Here is a 19,793-nt window from a genome sequence, read left to right as displayed (position 1 = left end):
GTGACAGCGGTGAAGAAAAGGGGAAGGGGAACGCGTCAGGCCGCGAGCGCGGCCCGCAGGCGATCGAGCCGTCGTCGGCGTTCGGCGCGGGCTTCGAGCGCCTGCGCCATGTCGACCTCGACGAAGCGCGCCTTGTGGTTGGGCTGCATCTGGGCGATGAGGTCCATGTCGGCGCTGATGACGGTGCCCACCATGGCGTAGCCGCCGCCCGAGACCGCGTCGCGGTGCAGGATGATCGGCTCGCGCCCGCCCGGCACCTGGATGGAGCCGTACGGGTAGCCCGCATCGACGATGTTCGACGGGTCGTCGCCCGCGCCGAAGGGCGGCGTGCGGTCCTGGAACTTCAGCGGCGTGCCGTGCTTGTAGCGGTAGCCGATGCGGTCGGCCTCGGAGCCGACGGTCCAGGTGTCGGCGAAGAAGCTGTGCACCGACACCTCCTGCAGGCGGTGGAAGTAGATGCCCGGCAGCACGCGCAGGGCTACTTCCTTCTCGAGCACCGGCAGCAGCGCCGCATCGACCGTGCGGCCCGCGCGGGCGCTGGCCGAAGGCGTGCCCACGGGCAGCTTGTCGCCGGCCAGCAGCTTGCGGCCGTTGAAGCCGCCGAACGCGCCCAGGCCGTAGGTCGAGCGGCTGCCCAGCACCACCGGCACGTCGATGCCGCCGGCCACGGCGATGCACATGCGCGCGCCGAGCTTCATGAAGTCGAAGCTCAGCTTGTCGCCGGCCTGCACCGTGAACGAGGTGTTGCGCGGCGCTTCGTTGCCGTTGAGCTTGATCTTCGCGTCGGCGCCGGTCACCGCCACCAGTGCGGGTGCGTCGAACTGCAGCTCGGGCCCGAGCAGCGTGCTTTCGATGACGGCCGCGCCTTCGTCGTTGCCCACCAGCAGGTTCGCGAGCACCAGGCTTTGCTGGTCGAGCGCGCCCGACAGCGGAATGCCCAGGTGGTAGTAGCCGGGGCGGCCGGCGTCCTGCACGCTGGTCGCGAGGCCGGGCTTGAGCACTTCAATCGCCATGGAGCACCTTCAGCAGTTGTTGGTTGTAGCCGTCGGGGTCGGCCAGGAAATCGTTGAGGGAGAACGACACCGGCGCGATGCGCAGCGCGTAGGTGCCGGCCTCGACCTGCGCGACCTGGCGGTCGTACTCGGCGCGCTCGATGGGTTTCCACTTGACGATGTCGCCGGGCTGGAAGAACACCATCAGCTCCTTCAGGTACGACAGCCGCTGGGCCGGGTCGAAGATCGGCGCGGGCGTGACGCCGAACATCTGGTAGCCGCCGGCGCCGCGCACCGAGTAGATGCAGCTGAAGCAGCCGCCGTGGCCCAGCGTGAGCTTGGGCGTGTCGGTGCGCGGGCTCAGGTACTTGGGCACCTGGATCTGGCGCTGGCGCTCGACCATCTGGAACAGGAAGGGCAGGCCGGCCACGAAGCCGACCATCGACACGAACCACGGCGCCGACGAGTGCGCCTCGATGAAGGCCTCGACCGAGGCGTGGCCGTTGATGCGCGCCGCGTACTCGATGTCGGTGCTCGACGGGTCCTGGTGGCGCTCGCGAAAACGCATCAGCGTCTCGTGCGTCCACGGGTCGTTGTAGAGCACCGGGATCTCGACGATGCGCGTCTGCATCTGCAGGTCGGCATCGCCCAGGCCCGCTTCGATGTCCTTCAGCGTGGCCAGCAGCGCGTCGGGCGCGATCGTGTCGGGGTCGAAGCGCACGAGGTAGGCGGCGTTGGCCGGGCAGATCTCGGTCACGCCGGGCAGCGCGCGACGGCGCAGCTCGTTGCAGATCGCCATGCCCTTGAAGAAGGCGGGCAGCGACATCTCTTCGCTGATCTCGACGAACAGGTGCTCGTCGCCGCCGAAGCTGTAGCGGGCCTGGACGGGGAGGGTGCTTGCAGCGGTCATGCGGCCACCTTCAACATGGGAGGCGCGTCGGCGAGTGGATTCGCCGCGAGCCAGGTTTCGAGAAAACCGGTGTGGAACTCGGCCTTGGCGACATCCGCGTCCTCGCACAGCGCGCGGTGCAGCGGGATCGTCGTATGGATGCCTTCGACCTGCAACTCGTCGAGCGCACGGCGCATGCGGGCCAGCGCACTGGCGCGGTCGGTGTCGTGCACGATGAGCTTGCCGAGCAGCGAGTCGTAGTAGGCCGGCACGGTGTAGCCGGGAAACAGGAAGGTGTCGAAGCGCACGCCCGGGCCGCCCGGCACCACGAGCTGCGACACGAGGCCGGGGCTCGGCATGAAGTTCTTCGCCGCGTTCTCGGCGTTGATGCGCACCTCGATGGCCGCGCCGGTCAGGCGGATGTCGTCCTGCCGCAGGCGCAGCGGCTGGCCCAGCGCGATGCGCAGCATTTCCTTCACGAGGTCGACACCGGTGACCATCTCGGTGATCGGGTGCTCGACCTGGATGCGCGTGTTCATCTCGATGAAGAAGAACTCGCGCGTGTCGTCGTCGTACAGGTATTCGAGCGTGCCCGCGCCGCGGTAGGCCACGGCGCGTGCGAGCCGCAGTGCCGATTCGCACAGCGCGGCGCGCGTGGCCTCGCTGATGGCGGCCGAGGGCGCTTCTTCCCACACCTTCTGGCGCCGGCGCTGCAGCGAGCATTCGCGCTCGAAGCAGTGCACCACGCGCTGGCCGTCGCCCAGGATCTGCACCTCGATGTGGCGCGCCTGGCGGATGAAGCGTTCGAGGTACACCTCGCCGTTGCCGAAGGCGGCCTGCGCTTCGGCGGTGGCGGTGGCGAACTGTTGGCGCAGCTCGGCCTCGTCGTGCGCCACGCGGATGCCGCGCCCGCCGCCGCCGGCCGAGGCCTTGATCATGATCGGGTAGCCGATGTCCTTGGCCACCTCGACGGCGGTGTCGGGGTCGGTCACCACGCCCGCGCTGCCGGGCACGGTGGGCACGCCGGCGCGCAGGGCGGCGGCGCGTGCCGCGGCCTTGTCGCCCATGGTGCGGATCGCATGCGGCGTCGGGCCCACGAACACCAGGCCTGCGGCCTCGACGCGCTCGGCGAACGCGGCGTTCTCCGAAAGAAAACCGTAGCCCGGATGCACCGCGCCGGCGCCGCTGTCGGCGGCGGCCTGCAGGATCGCGTCGATGCTCAGGTAGCTCTTGGTGGCGTGCGCCGGGCCGATGCGCACGGCCTTGTCAGCCATGCGCACGGCGAGGCTCTGCGCGTCGGCGTCGCTGTAGACGGCGACGGTCTTCAGCCCCAGCTCCTTGGCGGCGCGGATGATGCGCACCGCGATCTCGCCCCGGTTGGCGATCAGCAGTGTGTCGAATGCGGCGGTCATGGGCGGTTGCCTCAGGCCGTTTCGATGACGGCCAGCAGCTGGCCCGGATCGACCGGCTCGCCGTTCTCGACGGCGAAGCTGGCCAGGCGTCCCGCCGCGTCGGCCGTGACTTCGCTGAACTGCTTCATCACCTCGACCAGGCCGAGCACGTCGCCCACGGCCACGGTGTCGCCTTCGGTCTTGAACGGCGGCGCGTCGGGCGCCGAGCGGCGGTAGAAGGTGCCCGGCAGTGGGCTCAGGACTTCATGGGTAGCGGGCATCGGGGCACTCCTGGAACAGGTTCGGGTAACGAGGAAAAAAACTCAGGCGGGCTTGGCCAGGCCTGCAACTTCGATGCCGTTGTCGGCAAGGGCGCGCCGTGTGGCCTGCACCAGCGCGAGCGCGCCGGGCGTGTCGCTGTGGATGCAGACCGAGTCGAAGCCGATCGCGACGTCTTCTCCTTCGACCGTGCGCACCACGCCCTCGGTGCAGGCGCGCAGCACCTTGGCGGCCACGGCCTCGGGGTCGAGCGCGCCGACGCGGCGCGTGAAGACGATGGAGCCGCTCAGGTCGTAGTCGCGGTCGGCATAGAACTCGCGCACCACCGGCTGGCCCAACTCGCGCGCCACCTGGAAGGTGACGGACGATTCCATGCAGAACAGGCGCAGCGTGGGTTCGATCTGCTGCAGCGCGGTGACGAGGGCGCGCGACAGCGCCTCGTCGCGCGCCGCATGCATGTACAGCGCGCCGTGCGGCTTGATGTGCTGCAGCGTCATGCCGGCCAGGCGCGCGAACTCGCGCAGCGCGCCGAGCTGGTAGACCATGTCGTTCACCAGCTCGTCGGCCGGCGCGGTGATGTGGCGGCGCCCGAAGCCCACGAGGTCGCGAAAGCCTGGGTGCGCGCCGATGCCCACGCCGTGTTCGCGGGCCAGCAGCACCATCCTGCGCATGATGTTCGGGTCGCCGGCATGGAAGCCGGTCGCGATGTTGGCCGAGCTGATCAGCGGCATGAGCTGCTCGTCCACGCCGTCGCCGATGGTCCAGGGGCCGAAGCCTTCGCCCATGTCGGAATTCAGATCGATCCGCGTTGTCTTCGTCACGTCGTCCCGCCTTTGTGTGGTGCGCATCGCCAAGGGGGCGATGCAGGTTGGCGCGAAGGTTAGCCAGCGGTCGAAAGGCCGAAAAGCATTGTTTTCAGGCGGTCCGGTATCTGAAAAACAGATGCTGCAAGCCGCTGGAATGGGCGCTACGCTGGAGGGAAGCGATCGCGCGGTATCGGGTTTTCGCCCGAGGCAGGCAGCGCGTATCCGTAAATACCCTAGGAAGACGGTGCCATGTCCCTGACCCTTCGCCAGCTCAAGTACTTCTCGGCGGTGGCCGAGGTGGGGCGCATCTCGCACGCGGCGCTGCAGCTGAACATCTCGCAGTCGGCCGTGACCACCGCGATCCGCGAGCTCGAGGAGCTGATGGGGCAGCAGCTCTTCGAGCGGCATCCGCACGGTGTGGAGCTCACCAAGGCCGGGCGCCGCTTTCTCAGCCACGCCTACGCGGTGCTGTCGGCGGCCGACGAGGCGGTGCGCATGCCGCACGAGGGCGAGAACGTCGAGGGCTCGCTCACCATCGCGGCCAGCTACACGGTGCTGGGCTATTTCCTGCCGCACCACCTGCAGCGCTTCGAGCAGCTGCACCCGCAGGTGACGGTGAAGGTGCACGAGGTGGCGCGCGAGGCCATCGAAGAGGGTCTGATCACGCAGCGCTACGACATCGGCGTGGTGCTCACCTCGAACGTGGTGCTGCGCGAGCTGTCGCTCGAAACCTTCTTCGGCTCGCAGCGCCGGCTGTGGGTGCCGGCCAAGCACCCGCTGCTGGACAAGGCCGAGGTGACGTTGGCCGACGTGGCGGCCGAGCCCTACATCATGCTCACGGTCGACGAGGCCGCCGCCACCGCGCTCAAGTACTGGAGCAAGACGCCGCACCAGCCGCAGATCCGGCTGCGCACGAGCTCGGTGGAGGCGGTGCGCAGCACGGTGGCCAACGGGCTGGGCGTGACGGTGCTGTCGGACATGGTCTACCGCCCGTGGTCGCTGGAAGGCAAGCGCATCGAGACCATCAACCTGCGCGACGCGGTGCCCACGATGAACATCGGGCTGGGGTGGAAGCAGGGCGTGGAGTTTTCGCCGGCGATGACGGCGTTCCGCAACTATTTCCGGCAGCTGTTTCTCGAGCCGGCCTCGGGGCGCACGGGGCGCGGCCGCGCCTGACACTGCAGGGGGAAACCCTGCCGGCATCGGGCCGGGATGACCCGGCGCAAGGAAAGCACGTCGCGCCAGCGTCACAATAGCCGCTGTCCCGAGCGCGCAATGCGGCATCGGCACCTTGCACCTCCCCGGAGATCGATCCCATGAAAGCAACCTGGAACGGCGTCACCATCGCCGAAAGCGACGACACCGTGCTCGTCGAAGGCAACCACTACTTCCCGATGAGTTCGCTCAACCGCGACGTGGTCACCTTCAGCAACCACAAGACCACCTGCCCGTGGAAGGGCTCGGCGAACTACTACTCGCTGCTGGTCAACGGCGAGCTCCACGCCGACGCCGCCTGGTACTACCCCGACCCGAAGCCCGAAGCCGAGGAAATCCGTGACCGCGTCGCGTTCTGGAAGGACGTGAAGGTCAGCGCCCAGTGAGCACCGCCGCCTTCGCTCCCCCGTTCACGCCGCCGGCCGAACTGGCCGGTGCGCTGCGCGAGCACGGCTACGCGGTGCTCAGCCCGCAGGGCGTGTGCGACTGGCTCGGCGTGCCGCTGGCGCAGCTCGAGGCGCTGCACGCCGACTGGAACGACCTGCCGCCCGACGAGTACCTGAAGGACGGCGGCCGCTACCGCACGCGGCGCCACGCCTGCTTCACGGTCGAGGCCGACGCCACGCTGGCGCAGGTGCCGCACCGCGCGCACTGGCAGCCGGTCGAATACAACGCGCTGCACGGCGGCATGCAGCGCTGGTTCGCGCCGATGCTCGAGGCCACGGTGGCGCAGCCCGTGTGGCAGCGGCTGATGCAGCAGCTGGGCCAGGTCAGCAGCGACATGCGCGGCGCACCGCAGCGCTGGTTCGTGGAAGCGCACCAGTTCCGCATCGACACCGCCGGCGGCATCGGCCGGCCGACGCCCGAAGGCGCGCACCGCGACGGTGTCGACCTGGTGGCGGTGGTGCTGATCGGGCGCCAGGGCATCAAGGGCGGCGAGACGCGCGTGTTCGAGGCCAACGGCCGGCGCGGCGAGCGCTTCACCATGACCGAACCGTGGACGCTGCTGCTGCTGGACGACGCGCGCGTGATCCACGAATCGACGCCGATCCAGCCGCTGGAAGAGGGTGGCGATGGGTGGCGCGACACGCTGGTGGTCACCTGCCGGTCTGAGGGTTTCCAGGGGGATTGAGACGCCTGCGGACTTCGCTGGTCGGAGTCCTACAGGGCGGGTTCTGCATAGCGGTTAAATTCGGGGCCCGACCCGGTGCGAACCGGGTCCGTCAGTCTGTCTGTCTGCGAACGCTAAGCGAGGTCCCGCCATGTTCAATCACATCCTGGTCCCCATCGACGGCTCCGAAACTTCCATGCTCGCGGTCAGCAAGGCCAGCGGTCTCGCCCTGGCCTTCGGCAGCCGCATCACGCTGATCCACGTGATCGACAACTACCCCTTCATCGGCGTGGGCGCGGACTATGCGCTCGGCCAGAACGAATACCTCGCGGCGGCCACCGCCAGCGCCAACGCGGCGCTCGCACGCGGCGTGGCCGCCCTGGCGGCCGAAGGCCTGCACAGCGACCAGCGCGTGATCGACGGCCACGTGGTGCACGAAGGCATCGTGGACACCGCCATCGCCATCGCGGCCGACCTGATCGTGATGGGCTCGCACGGGCGCAGCGGCATCGAGAAACTGCTGCTGGGCAGCGTGACGCAGCGCGTGCTGCAGGACGCCACCATGCCGGTGCTCGTCGTCAAGGGCCGCTGAGCACGAAGCCCGCCGCACATTCGAAGTGCAACGGCTCCCGCGTCGCGGGATGCACGAACCCCAGTTCCCTGGCATGCAGCAGCAGGCGCGGTGCGCGTGCCTGCAGCGCGGCGTCGCCGTACAGCGCATCGCCCAGGATCGGGTGCCCGATCGACAGCAGGTGAACGCGCAGCTGGTGTGAGCGGCCGGTGAGCGGCTCCAGCAGCACGTGCGTGGCCGCCGGGCCGCCGGGCGGCGACACGCTGCTCAGTGCGCGCCAGCGCGTGAGGCTGGGCTTGCCGGCCGGGTCGATCTTCTGCAGTGGCCGGCGCGGCCAGTCGGCCATCAGCGGAGCGTCGATGAGCGACCAGTCATCGCGCTGCGGCATCACGCCGTCGACCACGGCTTCGTAGCGCTTGTGCACCTCGCGGTCGGCGAAGGCCGCGCTCAGGACGCGCTGCATCTCCAGGCCGCGCGCCATCACCACGAGGCCGCTGGTGCCCATGTCGAGCCGGTGCACGATGAGCGCGTCGGGCCACTGGCGCTGGGCGCGCGCGCTCAGGCAGTCCTGCTTGTCCTCGCCGCGCCCGGGCACGCACAGCAGGCCGGCGGGCTTGTCGAGCACCAGCAGGTGGGCGTCTTCGTGAACGGGAAGCAGGTCGGGCGGCGAAGCGGTCATGGGGACAGCGAGTGTAGAGAGGCTCAGAAAGCCGGAAGAAGGCTGGGCTATCCTCGACCGATATGCCCGGCGCCGCTTCTCCTCCCTTGTCTCCCACGTTCACCGACCTGAGGCGCGAGCGCCCCTTCATGCAGCTGTGGGTGGCGCGCCTGTTCGGCACCGCCGCCTCGCAGATGATGCTCGTGGCCATCGGCTGGCACATGTACGAGCTGACGGGCAGCGCGTGGGACCTGGGCCTGGTGGGCCTGTACCAGTTCGTGCCCGCGCTGCTGCTCGCGCTGCTGGCCGGCCATGTGGTGGACCGGCACCACCGCGGTCGCATCGTGGCGGTGTGCTTCGCGGTGCAGGGCACGGTGGCGCTGGCGCTGCTGTTCGCGGTGCTGCACAAGAACGACACGCGCGGGCTGCTGCTCGGGCTGTCGCTGGTGCTGGGCGCGGTGCGCGCCTTCCAGATGCCGGCGCAGCAGGCGCTCACGCCGCTCCTGGTGCCGCCGCTGCTGCTGTCGCGTGCGATGGCGTTCAGCTCGGCCGGCATGCAGGGCGCGATCATCGGCGGGCCGGCGCTCGGCGGGCTGCTGTTCGTGGCGGGCATGGCGGTGGTGTACGGCGCGAGCGTGCTGTGCTTCGCGGTGGCCTGCGTGCTGGTGCTGCGGCTGCGCTACGACCACGCGCCGGCCGCGCGCGAGCCGGTCACCTTGGCCACGGTGTTCGCGGGCGTCAATTTCATCTGGAAGCGCAAGCCGGTGCTGGGCGCGGTGTCGCTCGACCTGTTCGCGGTGCTGCTGGGCGGTGCGGTGGCGCTGCTGCCGATCTATGCCAAGGACATTCTGCACACCGGCCCCTGGGGCCTGGGCTTGCTGCGCAGTGCGCCGGCGGTGGGCGCGCTGGTGATGTCGATTGCGCTCACGCGCCGGCCGGTGGAGCGCAACGTGGGGCGCACGCTGCTGCTGGCGGTGGGGGCGTTCGGGCTGTGCATGGTGGTGTTCGGCCTGTCGAAGAGCTTTGTCGTCTCGCTCGTTGCGCTTGCGGTGTCGGGCGGGGCCGACATGGTCAACGTCGTGATCCGCCAGACGCTGGTGCAGCTGGAAACGCCCGACGCCATGCGCGGGCGGGTGAGCGCGGTCAACTCGATCTTCATCGGAGCGAGCAACCAGCTCGGCGAATTCGAGTCGGGCGCCACCGCGGCGCTGCTGGGGCCGGTCGGCTCGGTGGTGCTCGGCGGCGTGGGGACGATGCTGGTGGCGCTGACGTGGTTCCGCCTGTTCCCGTCGCTGGCGCAGCGCGACCGGCTGGTGGTGGCTGCACCGGCTTCGGTTTCGGCGCGGTCCTGATCGTCAGTCCAAGAGGGCGCGCGCCTGCGGCGTGTCGAGCGTGAGGTCGCTCTGCGCCACGGCCACGCAGGGAAGAATCCAGCCGTCGATCTTTTCGTCGAAGCTCAGGCCCGGCCATTCGATGAGGTGGCGGCTCTCGCCGGAGAGCCGCTGGCAGATGCAGGTGCGGCAGGTGCCGTTGCGGCACGAACTGGGCAGCTCGATGCCGGCCGCCTCCGCCGCATGCAGCAGCGTGACGCCCGCCTCGGCCTCGAATTCGAGGCCCGACGGTTCGAGGCGGACCTTCATCGCGCGGGAGGTTCTTGCTGCTGTTGCTGCTGTTCGCGGCGTTGCTCGCGCAGCATGAAGAGGTACAGGCTCTCGACCTTGTCGCGCGCCCAGGGCGTCTTGCGCAGGAACTTGAGGCTGGAACCCACGCTGGGCTCGCTGATGAAGCAGCGGATCGGCACCAGGTGCCCCAGCTGCTCCCAGCCGTAGTAATCGGCCAGCGCGGTCACGATGGCCTCCAGCGTGAGGCCATGCAACGGGTTGCGCGGCTGCGCCGGCTTGGGGGCGGGCGCGGGGACGTCGGTCACTCGGTCACTTGTTCTTGAGCTTGCCGCGCGGAATCACCGCCGTGGTGACGGTGCGCACGGGCTCGATGCCGCCGGTGGGGGCCTTCGGCGGCGAGGTGTCCTTCTTCGGTTTCTTCGCTTCCTTGTTGGTGCGTTGCTGACCCTTGGCCATGTGCTTTCTCCAGTTGATACGTGCGGATGCGGGAGGAGTTTAGCGGTGCGGCGACAATAGCCGGTTCCACACGTTTTTCCGCTTTCATGTCCGATTACGAAGTTCGCCCCGCCACGATGCGCGACGCCAAGGCCGTCGCCGAAGTCCATGCCCTGTCCGCCAAGGCTGCCTACGAAGGCATCCTGTCCGAAGACGACCTGCGCGTGCTGGCCCCCGCCTCGCGCGAGGCCAAGTGGCGCGAGGCCATCGAATTCAGCGAACCCCAGGTCCATGTGGTGACGCACGGCAGCGAGATCGTCGGTTTCGTGGGCTTCGACCGCTCGCGCGACCCCAAGACGCCGCCCACCACGGGCGAGATCTGGGCCATCTACGTCAAGCCCGAGCACTGGGGCAAGGGCGCCGGCGTGGCCCTGTGGGACGCCGCCCGCGAAGGCCTGGCCGAAGAAGGCTGCACCACGGTCACCATCTGGGTGCCGCTGCGCAACGACCGCGCCATGCGCTTCCACGAACTCGCCGGCTTCAAGCGCGAGATGAAGACCGCCAAGACCACCGCCCTGGGCACGGTCCGCGTCGAAGAAATCCGCCTGAAGCGGGCGGTGGACTGATCCACCCCCGGATGCCGCGTACGGTCTTCACCGGCGCGGCCACCGGCTGCGGATAAGCTCGCCGCTTCTTCCACAGCCTGACTTTCGCCCATGGCCACCAGCCTGCTCCTGCTGCTCGACGACATCGCCACCGTGCTCGATGACGTCTCCGTCCTCACCAAAGTCGCAGCCAAGAAGACCGCCGGGGTGCTCGGCGACGACCTCGCGCTGAACGCGCAGCAGGTCACCGGCGTGCGCACCGAGCGCGAGCTGCCGGTGGTGTGGGCCGTGTGCAAGGGCTCCCTCGTTAACAAGGCCATCCTGGTGCCGGCCGCACTGGCCATCGGCACCTGGCTGCCCTGGCTGGTGACGCCGCTGCTCATGGTGGGCGGTGCGTTCCTGTGCTTCGAGGGCGCCGAGAAGCTGGTCCACAAGTTCCTGCACAAAAAGGAGCACGAGGCCGACACCGCGCGCCACCAGAAGGCCGTGGCCGACACCACGGTCGACGTGGTCGCGGTCGAGAAGGACAAGATCAAGGGCGCGGTGCGCACCGACTTCATCCTCTCCGCCGAAATCATCGCCATCACGCTGGGCACCGTGCAGGGCCAGCCGTTCACGACGCAGCTCAGCGTGCTGGTCGGCATCGCGCTGATCATGACGATCGGTGTCTACGGCCTCGTGGCCGGCATCGTGAAGCTGGACGACGCGGGCCTGTACCTGAGCCAGCGCAGCAGCGCGGCGGCGCGCGCCCTGGGCCGCGGCATCCTGGCGGCGGCGCCCTGGCTCATGAAGGGCCTGTCGGTGGCCGGCACGGCCGCCATGTTCCTCGTGGGCGGCGGCATCCTGGTGCACGGCGTGCCGGCGTTCGGCCATGCGGTCGAAGACTGGGCCAAGGCCACGGGCGGCGTGTTCGGCACGCTGGGCTCGATGGGCGTCAACGCCGTCGTGGGCATCGTGGCCGGCGCCGTCGTGCTGGCCGTGGTGGAACTCGTCGGCAAGCTGCGCGGCAAGAAGGCGGCGGCGCACTGAGCGCCTGTTGACCTTGCGGCCGGGCCTCAGCGGTCCGGCTTGCCGCGCTGGAACAGGCCGACGCCGACCAGCGCCACCCCCAGCGCGAGCGCGAACCAGCCGACGAGGTACGCGCCGGCCACCATCTCGAACCAGCGCGTGCCCTGCAGGAAGCGCGGCCCCAGCAGCACGGCGACGCCGATCAGGAGGCAGAGGATGCCGCGCTCGATGGTGCGCAGCTGTCGTTGGGGGCGTCGGGCCATGGGGGTCTTTGCAAGGGAAAACGGAAGCGGCCATTGTCCCGCGCCGCGCGGGCAGGCCGGTGGCCACCGCAAAACGTCGCATGCGCGCATCGTCCGGCGCGCAAAAATGCTTCCAAACGTTGCAGAATCGCAGGCCATGCCATACCGCCACCTGCCCACCGGTTCCGCCTTCTTCCTTCCGTTGCGACGCGCCTGCGTGGGCGCCTCGCTGGCCCTGGTGGCCGCCACGGCCTTCGCGCAGCCGTTGCCCGACCCCGCCGGTTTTCCGCTGGACTCGGTCGGCTACCTCAACGAGGAGCTGCCGCGCATGGAAGCGGCCATTACCGCGAAGGACCGCAGCTTCTTCCTCGGCGCGATGACGCGCATGGTGCAGTTCTCCGAGCGCTGGGGCTTCAAGGCCAAGGCCAACCCCGAACTGGCCGCCTACCCGATGTGCACGGCGGCCGTCATGGACTACGCGGTGGTCGGCATGTGCAGGCTGAACCCCGCCGACGACGCCTGCGAGCCGGGCCTGGCGCCGCGTTTCGATGCGAACGTGAAGCGCTGCCGCGAGCTGGCCGCGCAAAAATAGGCCTCCGGCCTTTCGTCCTTCCTCTCACCGAACGAAGTCCCCGCGCCATGGCCGTGCGTGCGGGGCGGAGACACACGCATGGACTACTCCCGCTACCAGACCCTCGCCCTCACGCGCCGCGGCGCGAACGGCGCGGTGCTCGACATCCAGATGCGCGCCACCAACGGCAAGCTGCCCACGGCCGGCCATGACGGCCACCGCGAGCTGGCCGAGATCTGGCGCGACGTGGCGGCCGACGACACGGTGCGCTGCGCCGTGCTGCGCGGCGAGGGCATGGGCTTCTCGGGCGGCGGCGACCTGGGCATGGTGCAGGACATGACCACCGACGACACCGTGCGCCAGCGCGTGTGGAAGGAAGCGCGCGACCTCGTCTACAACCTCGTCAACTGCGACAAGCCCATCGTGAGCGCCATGCACGGCCCGGCCGTGGGCGCGGGGCTGGTGGCGGGGCTGCTGGCCGACATTTCCATTGCGAGCAAGAACGCGAAGATCGTCGACGGTCACACCCGCCTGGGCGTGGCGGCGGGCGACCATGCGGCCATCGTGTGGCCGCTGTTGTGCGGCATGGCCAAGGCCAAGTACCACCTGCTGCTGTGCGAGCCGGTGAGCGGCGAGGAGGCCGAGCGCATCGGCCTGGTGTCGCTGGCGGTGGACGAGGCCGACCTGCTGCCGCGCGCCTACGAGATCGCCGACCGCCTCGCGGCCGGCAGCCAGAGCGCGATCCGCTTCACCAAGTACGCGCTGAACAACTGGCTGCGCCAGGCCGGGCCGACCTTCGACGCCTCGCTGGCGCTGGAGTTCATGGGCTTCGCGGGCGCCGACGTGCGCGAGGGCGTGGCCTCGCTGCGCGAGAAGCGCGCGCCGAACTTCGGCTGAGCCGAAGTCCGCCGGGTCAGGCGCTCTTGAGGCCTTGCAGGGTCTGCAGGAGCACGACGCGCGTCTGGCCCAGCACCATGCCCTTCCACTCGTCGTTGTCGCAGTAGAACGCGTCGCGCAGGCGGCGGCGGATCTCGCGCTTCTGCGCTTCGGGCGCCTCGGGGTGGCGGCGCAGCCAGGTGTCGGCGCGCAGGCGGTCGAGCACTTCCAGGTCGGGCAGCGTGCCGAACTCCAGGCCCATGGGCGCGACGCGCGCATTCGGGCATTCGTCGTAGGCCGTCGATATCACCGGGCCCGACACGTCGGCCGAGGCCGAGTCGCCCGCGAAGGGCGCGAACACGTCGGCGCCCCACCAGGCATGGGCCAGCGCGAGGTCTTCGGGCGTGTTGCGGCCCGGGTAGATCTTTTCGCCGTGGCCGTAGGGCCCCAGGCCCGTGTGCACGTCGATCCAGCCCAGGTGCGTGGCCGAGGCCGCGTAGCCGCGCAGGATCGCGCGGATGGTGCGGTTGCTCCACGACGGCGCGGTGCCGCCGTAGAACAGGCCGTCGGGCGAGGTGTACTGCCCGCGCGTCACGGCCGCGCGGAAGGCGGTCATGCCGTGCGTGGCGATGTAGGCGGCCACCGCCGCGTCGTCGGCCGGCGTCGGCGGCCAGCTGGCGGGCAGCACCAGCGGCTCCACGTCGGCGTACTCGGCGTTCACCGGCAGCGGCGCGCTGAAGTCGATGTGGTTGCGGTTCAGGTCGATGTTGTCTTCGTTGGTGCGGTGCAGGTGCGAGAAGCCGTGCGGGTTCACCGCGTGCACCAGCAGCAGCGCGACACCCGCGCGTTCGAGGCGCGCGAGCAGGTCGGCGTCGTTCAGCGTGGCCACCTGCGCGCCCGAGCCGCAGAAGCCCTCGGGGCCGTGCGTGCCCGAGGTGACGAGCAGCACCTTCCTGGCGTCGGCCGCGCCGATCAGCGCGACGTCGGTGGCGAGTTCTTCGCCGAGCGCGCCGCGGTGCGTCGGGTGCACGAACGACTCGATGGTGGCGCCGCGCGCCGCGGCGGCCTCGAGGAACTTGGCGCGGGCTTCGACGTACGTGCCCGAGAAATGGCGGGTGGCGGCGGTGGCAGGCTGGGACATGGCGGGAAGATTCCTGTGCATGAAGGCGGGAAGGAGGAAGACGGTATCAGGCCGGCGCGTGGGCGTTGGCCGCATCGATGTCGCGGCCCGTGTGGTCGCGCAGCCAGAGCAGGCCGAGCAGCGACACGAGCGTCATCGCCACGAGGTACCAGGCCGGCGCGAGCTTGCTGCCGGTGGCGTTGACCAGCCAGGTGCTGATGAAGGGCGCGAAGCCGCCGAAGAGCGCCACGCCGACGCTGTAGACCAGCGACATGCCGCTGGCGCGCACGCGCTTGGGAAACATCTCCGGCAGCATCGTGATGCCCGGCACCGTCTGCACCACCAGGCCGATGCTCAGCACGCCGAGCACGGTGAACAGCACCACGGGCGTGGGCGAGGCGTTGAGCCACAGAAAACCCGGGTAGATCAGGATCGCCATCACGATGCGGCTCCAGAGGATGAGCGTCTTGCGGCCCACGATGTCCGACCACTTGCCCACGAAGGGCGCGAGCGCGAACGACAGCAGGCCCGTGAGCGCCGCGCCGAACAGCGCCACCGAGGGCGTGAGGCCGAGTTCCCGCACCGCGTACGTCGGCATGTAGAAGGTGACCACGTAGGCCGCCGTGGTGCCGCCCACCAGCGCGAGGATGGCGGCCAGCACCGTCCTGCCGTGCTGCGTGCAGACGATCTTCAGGCTGCTCTCGCGCGGCGCCTTCGCGTCTTCCGGCGAGATGTGCAGCGATTCTTCGAGGTGGCGACGGATGTACATGCCCACCGGCGCGATCAGCATGCCGAGCACGAACGGCACGCGCCAGCCCCAGCTCTGCATGGCCTCGGCGGACAGCGAGACGGTCAGCACGCCGACCACCACGGCCCCCATCAGCACGCCCAGGCCCTGGCTCGCGAACTGCCAGCTCGCCATGTAGCCGCGGTTGGCGGGCGTGGCGTGCTCCACCAGCAGCGTGGTGGATGCGCCCACCTCGCCGCCGGCCGAGAAGCCCTGGATCAGGCGCGCCAGCACGATCACGATCGGCGCCGCGACGCCGATGCTCGCGTAGGTCGGCGTGAACGCGATCAGCGCGCAGCCCAGCGCCATCAGGAAGATCGTGAGCGTCATGGCCTTCTTGCGGCCCGCGCGGTCGGCGTACGCGCCGATCACGATGCCGCCCAGCGGCCGCATGATGAAACCGACGCCGAAGCTCGCCACCGTCAGCAGCAGCTGGCCGTAGGAACTGAAGGTGGGGAAGAACAGCTTGCCGATCACCAGCGCGAGAAAGCCGTAGACCGTGAAGTCGAAGAATTCCAGGCCGTTGCCGATGGTGGTGGCCACGATGGTCTGGCGCCGGCGGGCCGGCGAGGAAGGCGAGGGCTGGGAAGCGGGGGTGTTCATGTGTCTCCTGTGTGTATCGGGGGCGCAGGCCGCGTGGGCCCGAACCGCGGCGGATGCTAGAGACTCACCGCTGTCATGAAAAGACAATAATTGGGCGTCAACGATAACTTTTGGTTGTCACTCCAAAGATGAAACCCAATCAGTTGCATGCTTTCGTGGCCGTGGTCGAGCAGCTCAGCATCCGCGCTGCCGCGCGCGTGCTCGGCATTTCGCAGCCGGCCGTGACCAAGATCGTGCGCGAGCTGGAGCGCGAGGTCGGCGCGCCGCTGGTGGAGCGCAGTGTGAAAGGCGTGCGGCTCACCCAGTTCGGCCTGGCCTTCGCGCCGCGCGCGCGGCTGCTGCTGGCCGACATGGAACGCGCCCGCGACGAAATTGCACAGATCCGCGATGGCGCCACCGGCTCCGTCTCGCTGGCCGTGAGCGCTTCGTTTGCGCTCACCGTGCTGCCCGCCGCCTTCAAGGACTTCCACACCCGCCTGCCGGCGGTCGACGTGCAGTTCAGCGAGGCCGTGCTGCCGTGGATGCTCGCGCGGCTGCGCGACGGGTATCTCGACTTCGCGGTGGCGCACATCGTGCCCGGCACGCTCGATCCGCAGTTCGAGGCGCTGGAGCTGTTCCCGGTGCAGCTGGTGGTCGGCCTGCGCGAGCGCCATCCGCTGCGCAACGCGCGCTCGCTGAACGACCTTTATGCCGCCGAATGGGTCCTGCCGGGCGACGACCATGGCGGAACCAACGCCGTGGCGCCGCTGTTCACCCCGCTCGGGCTGTCGCCGCCCACGCGCGTGCTGCAGGGGCACTCGGTCACCGTGGCGCTGGCGCTGGTGGGGCACATGGACCTGATCGGCCTCTTCGTCGAGCCGCTGGCCGGGCTCAGCTTCAAGCGCCACGGCATCCGGCGCGTCGACGTGCGCGAGACGTTGCCGATGCTGAACGTGTGCGTGGTGCGCCGGCGCGGGCAGCCGTCGACGCCGGCGGCGCAGCACTTCATCGAGTGCATTCAGCGGGCGTCTGCGATGAGGGCGACGTAACGGCCCGCCGGGCCTTTGCTCAACGCGAGAACAGCACCAGCGCCACGAAAAGCAGTTTGACGCCGAAGGCCACGAGGGCGCTGGCGACCACCATCAGCACCACGAAGGCGACGAAGTAGGCCACGCGTCGGCCCCAGTGCGGCACGCTCGGCACGGCATACCAGTAGAGCAGTGCGGCCGCGCCGAGGTTGATGGCCTGGACTGCATGCATGGTGACGCGCGAGGCTTCGGGCGAGTCAAGGACCGACGGGCCCAGCCACATGCACAGAAGTCCCAGCAGCGGAACCACGGTGACCCAGGCGAGCACGCCGAGCGCCAGGCGTCCGGCCGTCTTCATCGCAGGGCCTCCCGTCTGGTCGATGTTTCACTGGCAGTCATGAATTCCTCCTTGATGGCGTTTCGACATGGAACGCTCTGGCGTCCGATCCTATCGGCAGGGTCCGGCAACTGTTGTCAAATGAGAACCCCTCTCATTCATAATCCCTCCCGCTTCCGCACGCCGGAAGCGTCACCAGGCCGCCGGGAGGTGCGCCGCCAGAAGAACATCCAAGGGATTTGAATGAAGAGAGTTTGTGTGGGCCTTGCGCTCGCCGTCGTGCAGGCAGCGCATGCCCAATCCGTGCCTGCGTCCGCTGCCCCCGAATCGCGGGCAAGCGAACTGAGCACCGTCAACGTCGAAGCCTCGCGCGCCAACGGCTTCCTGGCCGAGACGATCGAGGCGGGCACGTTCCGGGGCGCGTCCGTGATGGACGTGCCGGCCACGGTCAACACCGTGACGCGCGAGGTGATCGAGCTGCAGGGCGCAACGGGCGTGTACGACGTGCTGCGCAACACGGCCGGCGTGACGCGCCAGCAGAACGGCGGCGACACCTTCGACCAACTCGTCATCCGCGGCATCGCCGTGGAGAACCGCACCAACTACCGGCTCAACGGCGCGCTCGCGATCCCCAACGTGTCGGAAATTCCGATGGAGAACAAGGAGCGCGTCGAGGTGCTCAAGGGCGCGTCGGCGCTGTACTACGGCTTCACCACGCCGGCGGGGGTGATCAACTTCGTCACCAAGCGCGCGGGGCGCACGCCCGTCACCTCGCTCGGGATGAGCGTCGACAACCAGGGCGGGCTGCAGGGCCAGGTCGACATCGGCCGCCAGTTCGGCGAGAACGACCAGTTCGGGTTGCGCCTGAATGCGGCCGGCGGGCAGTTAGGTTCGACCATCGACGGCGTGGACGGCGACCGCAAATTCGTTTCTGCCGCGCTCGACTGGCGCGTGAACCGCCGGCTCACGCTCAAGGCCGACATCGAGCACTACCGCAAGCGCATCACCGAGCAGGCCGGCATCGCGCGGCTTGCGGCCGTGAACGGCGTCATCGCGCTGCCGGCGCTGCCCGATCCGCACAAGTTGCTGGCGCCGCCCTGGGCCGTGTTCGAAGCCGAGGTCACCAACACACAGCTGCGCGCCGACTACGCCTTGAGCGACCACTGGGCGCTCAGCGTGGAGGCCGGCCATTCCGAGGCCGAGCGCGACCGGCGCCTGGCGCAGTTCGGCACCTACAACGTGCGCACTGGCCTGGGCCGCCTCACGGGCAATGTGCAGCATCTCGAGCAGCGCTCCGACCTGCTGCGCGCCGAGCTGTTCGGCACCTTCGCCACCCGCGCGCTGCAGCACGAGCTGACGCTCGGCGCGGCGCGCAGCGACAAGACGCAGGCGCCCGTGTTCCAGCGCAACTACGGCGGTGCGACCACGCTGCAGAACCTGTACAACCCCGTGCCCATCGGCGCGCTGGCGCTGAGCGCGATGCCGTCGCGGCCCACCTCGGGCGCGCAGGACAGCGAGGAGCTCGGCCTGTACGCGCTCGACCGCATCACCTTCTCGCCGCAGTGGCAGCTGGTGGCCGGCCTGCGCCACACGCGCTACCAGAGCTGGCAGGGCGCGAGCGCCACGCTGCCGGCCCTCGACTACAGCGTGCGCAAGACCACGCCGCTGGCGGCGCTGAGCTACAAGTTCACGCCCGAGCTCATGGCCTACGTGTCGTACGCGCAGGGCGTGGAAGAGGGCGAGGTGGCGCCGGCCGGCACCGCCAACCAGAACACGCGCATGCCGCCGGGCGTGAGCCGGCAAAAGGAAATCGGCCTGCGCTGGCTGACCGGCGGCGGCACGCTGCTGTCGGGCGCGCTGTTCGACATCGAACGGCCCGGCGCCTACACCGACAGCGCCAACACCTTCGTGGCCAGCGGGCGCCAGCGCTACCGCGGCCTCGAGGTGTCGGCGCAGGGGCGGCTCACGCCCGCGCTGGCGTGGCAGCTCTCGGGCCAGTGGCTGGACGCCGAGTTCCGCCGCATCAACGCGCAGTACGACGGCAAGCGGCCCGAGAACACGGCGCGCACCACGGCGAGCGCCTTTGTCTCGTACGACATCGCGGCGGTACCGGGGCTGTCGGTCAACGGTGGAGCGTACTTCACGGGGCGCCGTCCCATCGACGACCTGAACCAGGGCTTCATCGGCGGCACCACCGTCTTCGGCCTGGGCGCGCGCTACGTGGCGCAGTTCATGGGCAGGCGCACCACCTTCCAGCTGAACGTCGACAACGTGGGCGACAAGCGCTACTGGTCGGCGGCCGGCACGCGGCTGGCGGTCGGCACGCCGCGTACGATCAAGGCTCTGGTCAAGATCGATCTTTGAACCCGCGCGCCCCGCCTTGGCGGGGCTTCCTGTTTTTCGTTTTCTTCTGTTTTTCATGGCTTTGCTGCGACGCGTCTGGTTCCAGATCCATTGGTTCATCGGCATCACGGCGGGCAGCGTGCTGGTCGTCATCGGCCTGAGCGGGGCGACGCTGTCGTTCCGCGCCGAGATCACCGACCTGCTGAACCCGATCCCGGCGGCGTCGGCCGCACCCGCATTGGCACCGCCCGCGCTCGTCGCGCGCGTGCAGGCCGAGATGCCCGGGCGGCGCATCGCGACCGTCGCCGTGTCGACCGAGCCCGGG

General features: G+C 69.5%; 25 protein-coding genes. 12 read left to right on the top strand and 13 right to left on the bottom strand.

Annotated elements, in window-relative coordinates; translation table 11 throughout:
• Window positions 1-35: 35 nt before the first annotated feature.
• The 5 genes from VBO01S_RS18670 to VBO01S_RS18650 are packed head-to-tail and all read right to left on the bottom strand — an operon-like array spanning window position 36 to window position 4,372.
• Complete coding sequence (locus VBO01S_RS18670; protein ID WP_062477625.1) at window positions 36-1,013, bottom strand: 5-oxoprolinase subunit C family protein; 978 nt, start codon at window positions 1,011-1,013, stop codon at window positions 36-38.
• Window positions 1,003-1,902: a 5-oxoprolinase subunit B family protein gene (locus VBO01S_RS18665; RefSeq protein ID WP_062477622.1), complete on the bottom strand. Its 900-nt coding sequence runs from the start codon at window positions 1,900-1,902 to the stop codon at window positions 1,003-1,005. The genes VBO01S_RS18670 and VBO01S_RS18665 overlap by 11 nt, the downstream gene beginning before the upstream one ends.
• Window positions 1,899-3,293: an acetyl-CoA carboxylase biotin carboxylase subunit gene (locus tag VBO01S_RS18660; RefSeq protein WP_062477619.1), complete on the bottom strand. Its 1,395-nt coding sequence runs from the start codon at window positions 3,291-3,293 to the stop codon at window positions 1,899-1,901. Before VBO01S_RS18660 ends, VBO01S_RS18665 begins: the two co-directional genes overlap by 4 nt.
• An 11-nt stretch (window positions 3,294-3,304) precedes the next feature.
• Window positions 3,305-3,553 (bottom strand): acetyl-CoA carboxylase, encoded by a 249-nt coding sequence (locus tag VBO01S_RS18655; protein WP_062477615.1) that lies wholly within the window; start codon window positions 3,551-3,553, stop codon window positions 3,305-3,307.
• Between the two features lie 42 nt (window positions 3,554-3,595).
• Entirely contained in the window at window positions 3,596-4,372 is a 777-nt protein-coding gene (locus VBO01S_RS18650) for a 5-oxoprolinase subunit PxpA (protein ID WP_370681324.1), read from the bottom strand.
• A 234-nt stretch (window positions 4,373-4,606) separates the two neighbouring features.
• On the opposite strand from VBO01S_RS18650, the gene VBO01S_RS18645 reads away from it, so the two are divergent.
• From VBO01S_RS18645 to VBO01S_RS18630, 4 genes are all read left to right on the top strand, one after another.
• Window positions 4,607-5,533 (top strand): LysR family transcriptional regulator, encoded by a 927-nt coding sequence (locus VBO01S_RS18645; RefSeq protein WP_062477611.1) that lies wholly within the window; start codon window positions 4,607-4,609, stop codon window positions 5,531-5,533.
• 140 nt (window positions 5,534-5,673) lie between these two features.
• Entirely contained in the window at window positions 5,674-5,958 is a 285-nt protein-coding gene (locus VBO01S_RS18640; protein ID WP_056579293.1) for a DUF427 domain-containing protein, read from the top strand.
• Complete coding sequence (locus VBO01S_RS18635; RefSeq protein ID WP_062477608.1) at window positions 5,955-6,704, top strand: 2OG-Fe dioxygenase family protein; 750 nt, start codon at window positions 5,955-5,957, stop codon at window positions 6,702-6,704. The genes VBO01S_RS18640 and VBO01S_RS18635 overlap by 4 nt, the downstream gene beginning before the upstream one ends.
• A 130-nt stretch (window positions 6,705-6,834) precedes the next feature.
• Window positions 6,835-7,275, top strand: coding sequence for a universal stress protein (locus VBO01S_RS18630; RefSeq protein ID WP_056579296.1), 441 nt, complete (start codon window positions 6,835-6,837; stop codon window positions 7,273-7,275).
• Here VBO01S_RS18630 and VBO01S_RS18625 read toward each other — a convergent pair.
• Window positions 7,262-7,933, bottom strand: coding sequence for an RluA family pseudouridine synthase (locus tag VBO01S_RS18625; protein ID WP_062477605.1), 672 nt, complete (start codon window positions 7,931-7,933; stop codon window positions 7,262-7,264). The two genes, VBO01S_RS18630 and VBO01S_RS18625, sit on opposite strands and share 14 nt — an antisense overlap.
• A 128-nt stretch (window positions 7,934-8,061) precedes the next feature.
• Here VBO01S_RS18625 and VBO01S_RS18620 point away from each other — a divergent pair, with 128 nt between their 5' ends.
• Complete coding sequence (locus tag VBO01S_RS18620) at window positions 8,062-9,264, top strand: MFS transporter (protein WP_062477662.1); 1,203 nt, start codon at window positions 8,062-8,064, stop codon at window positions 9,262-9,264.
• A 3-nt stretch (window positions 9,265-9,267) separates the two neighbouring features.
• Here VBO01S_RS18620 and VBO01S_RS18615 read toward each other — a convergent pair whose 3' ends face one another.
• The 3 genes from VBO01S_RS18615 to VBO01S_RS32705 are packed head-to-tail and all read right to left on the bottom strand — an operon-like array spanning window position 9,268 to window position 9,990.
• Complete coding sequence (locus VBO01S_RS18615) at window positions 9,268-9,552, bottom strand: 2Fe-2S iron-sulfur cluster-binding protein (protein WP_062477602.1); 285 nt, start codon at window positions 9,550-9,552, stop codon at window positions 9,268-9,270.
• Window positions 9,549-9,839, bottom strand: a complete 291-nt coding sequence (locus VBO01S_RS18610) for a VF530 family protein (protein ID WP_062477599.1) — start codon at window positions 9,837-9,839, stop codon at window positions 9,549-9,551. The genes VBO01S_RS18615 and VBO01S_RS18610 overlap by 4 nt, the downstream gene beginning before the upstream one ends.
• Window positions 9,840-9,843: 4 nt before the next feature.
• Entirely contained in the window at window positions 9,844-9,990 is a 147-nt protein-coding gene (locus VBO01S_RS32705; protein WP_167395057.1) for a hypothetical protein, read from the bottom strand.
• An 86-nt stretch (window positions 9,991-10,076) separates the two neighbouring features.
• On the opposite strand from VBO01S_RS32705, the gene VBO01S_RS18605 reads away from it, so the two are divergent.
• Together VBO01S_RS18605 and VBO01S_RS18600 are read left to right on the top strand one after the other, a co-directional pair.
• Window positions 10,077-10,595: a GNAT family N-acetyltransferase gene (locus VBO01S_RS18605; protein WP_062477596.1), complete on the top strand. Its 519-nt coding sequence runs from the start codon at window positions 10,077-10,079 to the stop codon at window positions 10,593-10,595.
• Between the two features lie 90 nt (window positions 10,596-10,685).
• Window positions 10,686-11,603 (top strand): DUF808 domain-containing protein, encoded by a 918-nt coding sequence (locus VBO01S_RS18600; RefSeq protein WP_062477593.1) that lies wholly within the window; start codon window positions 10,686-10,688, stop codon window positions 11,601-11,603.
• 26 nt (window positions 11,604-11,629) lie between these two features.
• Here VBO01S_RS18600 and VBO01S_RS18595 read toward each other — a convergent pair whose 3' ends face one another.
• A complete protein-coding gene (locus tag VBO01S_RS18595) occupies window positions 11,630-11,845 on the bottom strand; it encodes a hypothetical protein (RefSeq protein ID WP_062477590.1) in 216 nt (71 codons plus the stop codon).
• Between the two features lie 136 nt (window positions 11,846-11,981).
• Between VBO01S_RS18595 and VBO01S_RS18590 the strand changes: the two genes are divergently transcribed.
• Window positions 11,982-12,416: a hypothetical protein gene (locus VBO01S_RS18590; protein WP_255221142.1), complete on the top strand. Its 435-nt coding sequence runs from the start codon at window positions 11,982-11,984 to the stop codon at window positions 12,414-12,416.
• A gap of 78 nt (window positions 12,417-12,494) precedes the next feature.
• Window positions 12,495-13,292 (top strand): enoyl-CoA hydratase/isomerase family protein, encoded by a 798-nt coding sequence (locus VBO01S_RS18585; protein WP_062477587.1) that lies wholly within the window; start codon window positions 12,495-12,497, stop codon window positions 13,290-13,292.
• A 16-nt stretch (window positions 13,293-13,308) separates the two neighbouring features.
• Here the strand turns inward: VBO01S_RS18585 and VBO01S_RS18580 are convergent, their stop codons facing one another.
• Window positions 13,309-14,412: a M14 family metallopeptidase gene (locus VBO01S_RS18580; protein WP_062477584.1), complete on the bottom strand. Its 1,104-nt coding sequence runs from the start codon at window positions 14,410-14,412 to the stop codon at window positions 13,309-13,311.
• Between the two features lie 46 nt (window positions 14,413-14,458).
• Complete coding sequence (locus VBO01S_RS18575; RefSeq protein ID WP_062477581.1) at window positions 14,459-15,781, bottom strand: MFS transporter; 1,323 nt, start codon at window positions 15,779-15,781, stop codon at window positions 14,459-14,461.
• A gap of 128 nt (window positions 15,782-15,909) precedes the next feature.
• On the opposite strand from VBO01S_RS18575, the gene VBO01S_RS18570 reads away from it, so the two are divergent.
• Complete coding sequence (locus tag VBO01S_RS18570; protein ID WP_062477578.1) at window positions 15,910-16,809, top strand: LysR substrate-binding domain-containing protein; 900 nt, start codon at window positions 15,910-15,912, stop codon at window positions 16,807-16,809.
• 19 nt (window positions 16,810-16,828) lie between these two features.
• On the opposite strand, the gene VBO01S_RS18565 is transcribed toward VBO01S_RS18570, so the two are convergent.
• A complete protein-coding gene (locus VBO01S_RS18565; protein WP_062477575.1) occupies window positions 16,829-17,146 on the bottom strand; it encodes a hypothetical protein in 318 nt (105 codons plus the stop codon).
• A 222-nt stretch (window positions 17,147-17,368) separates the two neighbouring features.
• Between VBO01S_RS18565 and VBO01S_RS18560 the strand changes: the two genes are divergently transcribed.
• On the top strand, window positions 17,369-19,489 hold the full coding sequence (locus tag VBO01S_RS18560; RefSeq protein WP_062477572.1) for a TonB-dependent siderophore receptor: 2,121 nt from the start codon (window positions 17,369-17,371) through the stop codon (window positions 19,487-19,489).
• Window positions 19,490-19,544: 55 nt separating this feature from the next.
• A partial coding sequence (locus VBO01S_RS18555) for a PepSY domain-containing protein (RefSeq protein ID WP_174543677.1) occupies window positions 19,545-19,793 on the top strand: 249 nt, incomplete at its 3' end.

The organism is Variovorax boronicumulans NBRC 103145 (genome assembly GCF_001591345.1).
In the GTDB taxonomy this organism is placed as follows: Bacteria; Pseudomonadota; Gammaproteobacteria; order Burkholderiales; family Burkholderiaceae_C; genus Variovorax; species Variovorax boronicumulans.
The sequence above is the reverse complement of the archived record's forward strand: the minus strand, read 5'-3'. Positions and strand labels throughout refer to the sequence as shown.

Excerpts from the sequence above, each read along its gene's own strand:
- VBO01S_RS18665 (WP_062477622.1), bottom strand. The coding sequence starts at position 1,902 with ATGACCGCTGCAAGCACCCTCCCCGTCCAGGCCCGCTACAGCTTCGGC.
- VBO01S_RS18615 (WP_062477602.1), bottom strand. The coding sequence starts at position 9,552 with ATGAAGGTCCGCCTCGAACCGTCGGGCCTCGAATTCGAGGCCGAGGCG.
- VBO01S_RS18660 (WP_062477619.1), bottom strand. The coding sequence starts at position 3,293 with ATGACCGCCGCATTCGACACACTGCTGATCGCCAACCGGGGCGAGATC.
- VBO01S_RS18590 (WP_255221142.1), top strand. The coding sequence starts at position 11,982 with ATGCCATACCGCCACCTGCCCACCGGTTCCGCCTTCTTCCTTCCGTTG.
- VBO01S_RS18645 (WP_062477611.1), top strand. The coding sequence starts at position 4,607 with ATGTCCCTGACCCTTCGCCAGCTCAAGTACTTCTCGGCGGTGGCCGAG.
- VBO01S_RS18565 (WP_062477575.1), bottom strand. The coding sequence starts at position 17,146 with ATGAAGACGGCCGGACGCCTGGCGCTCGGCGTGCTCGCCTGGGTCACC.
- VBO01S_RS32705 (WP_167395057.1), bottom strand. The coding sequence starts at position 9,990 with ATGGCCAAGGGTCAGCAACGCACCAACAAGGAAGCGAAGAAACCGAAG.
- VBO01S_RS18585 (WP_062477587.1), top strand. The coding sequence starts at position 12,495 with ATGGACTACTCCCGCTACCAGACCCTCGCCCTCACGCGCCGCGGCGCG.
- VBO01S_RS18630 (WP_056579296.1), top strand. The coding sequence starts at position 6,835 with ATGTTCAATCACATCCTGGTCCCCATCGACGGCTCCGAAACTTCCATG.
- VBO01S_RS18605 (WP_062477596.1), top strand. The coding sequence starts at position 10,077 with ATGTCCGATTACGAAGTTCGCCCCGCCACGATGCGCGACGCCAAGGCC.
- VBO01S_RS18570 (WP_062477578.1), top strand. The coding sequence starts at position 15,910 with ATGAAACCCAATCAGTTGCATGCTTTCGTGGCCGTGGTCGAGCAGCTC.
- VBO01S_RS18625 (WP_062477605.1), bottom strand. The coding sequence starts at position 7,933 with ATGACCGCTTCGCCGCCCGACCTGCTTCCCGTTCACGAAGACGCCCAC.
- VBO01S_RS18620 (WP_062477662.1), top strand. The coding sequence starts at position 8,062 with ATGCAGCTGTGGGTGGCGCGCCTGTTCGGCACCGCCGCCTCGCAGATG.
- VBO01S_RS18640 (WP_056579293.1), top strand. The coding sequence starts at position 5,674 with ATGAAAGCAACCTGGAACGGCGTCACCATCGCCGAAAGCGACGACACC.
- VBO01S_RS18560 (WP_062477572.1), top strand. The coding sequence starts at position 17,369 with ATGAAGAGAGTTTGTGTGGGCCTTGCGCTCGCCGTCGTGCAGGCAGCG.
- VBO01S_RS18580 (WP_062477584.1), bottom strand. The coding sequence starts at position 14,412 with ATGTCCCAGCCTGCCACCGCCGCCACCCGCCATTTCTCGGGCACGTAC.
- VBO01S_RS18670 (WP_062477625.1), bottom strand. The coding sequence starts at position 1,013 with ATGGCGATTGAAGTGCTCAAGCCCGGCCTCGCGACCAGCGTGCAGGAC.
- VBO01S_RS18655 (WP_062477615.1), bottom strand. The coding sequence starts at position 3,553 with ATGCCCGCTACCCATGAAGTCCTGAGCCCACTGCCGGGCACCTTCTAC.
- VBO01S_RS18575 (WP_062477581.1), bottom strand. The coding sequence starts at position 15,781 with ATGAACACCCCCGCTTCCCAGCCCTCGCCTTCCTCGCCGGCCCGCCGG.
- VBO01S_RS18600 (WP_062477593.1), top strand. The coding sequence starts at position 10,686 with ATGGCCACCAGCCTGCTCCTGCTGCTCGACGACATCGCCACCGTGCTC.
- VBO01S_RS18595 (WP_062477590.1), bottom strand. The coding sequence starts at position 11,845 with ATGGCCCGACGCCCCCAACGACAGCTGCGCACCATCGAGCGCGGCATC.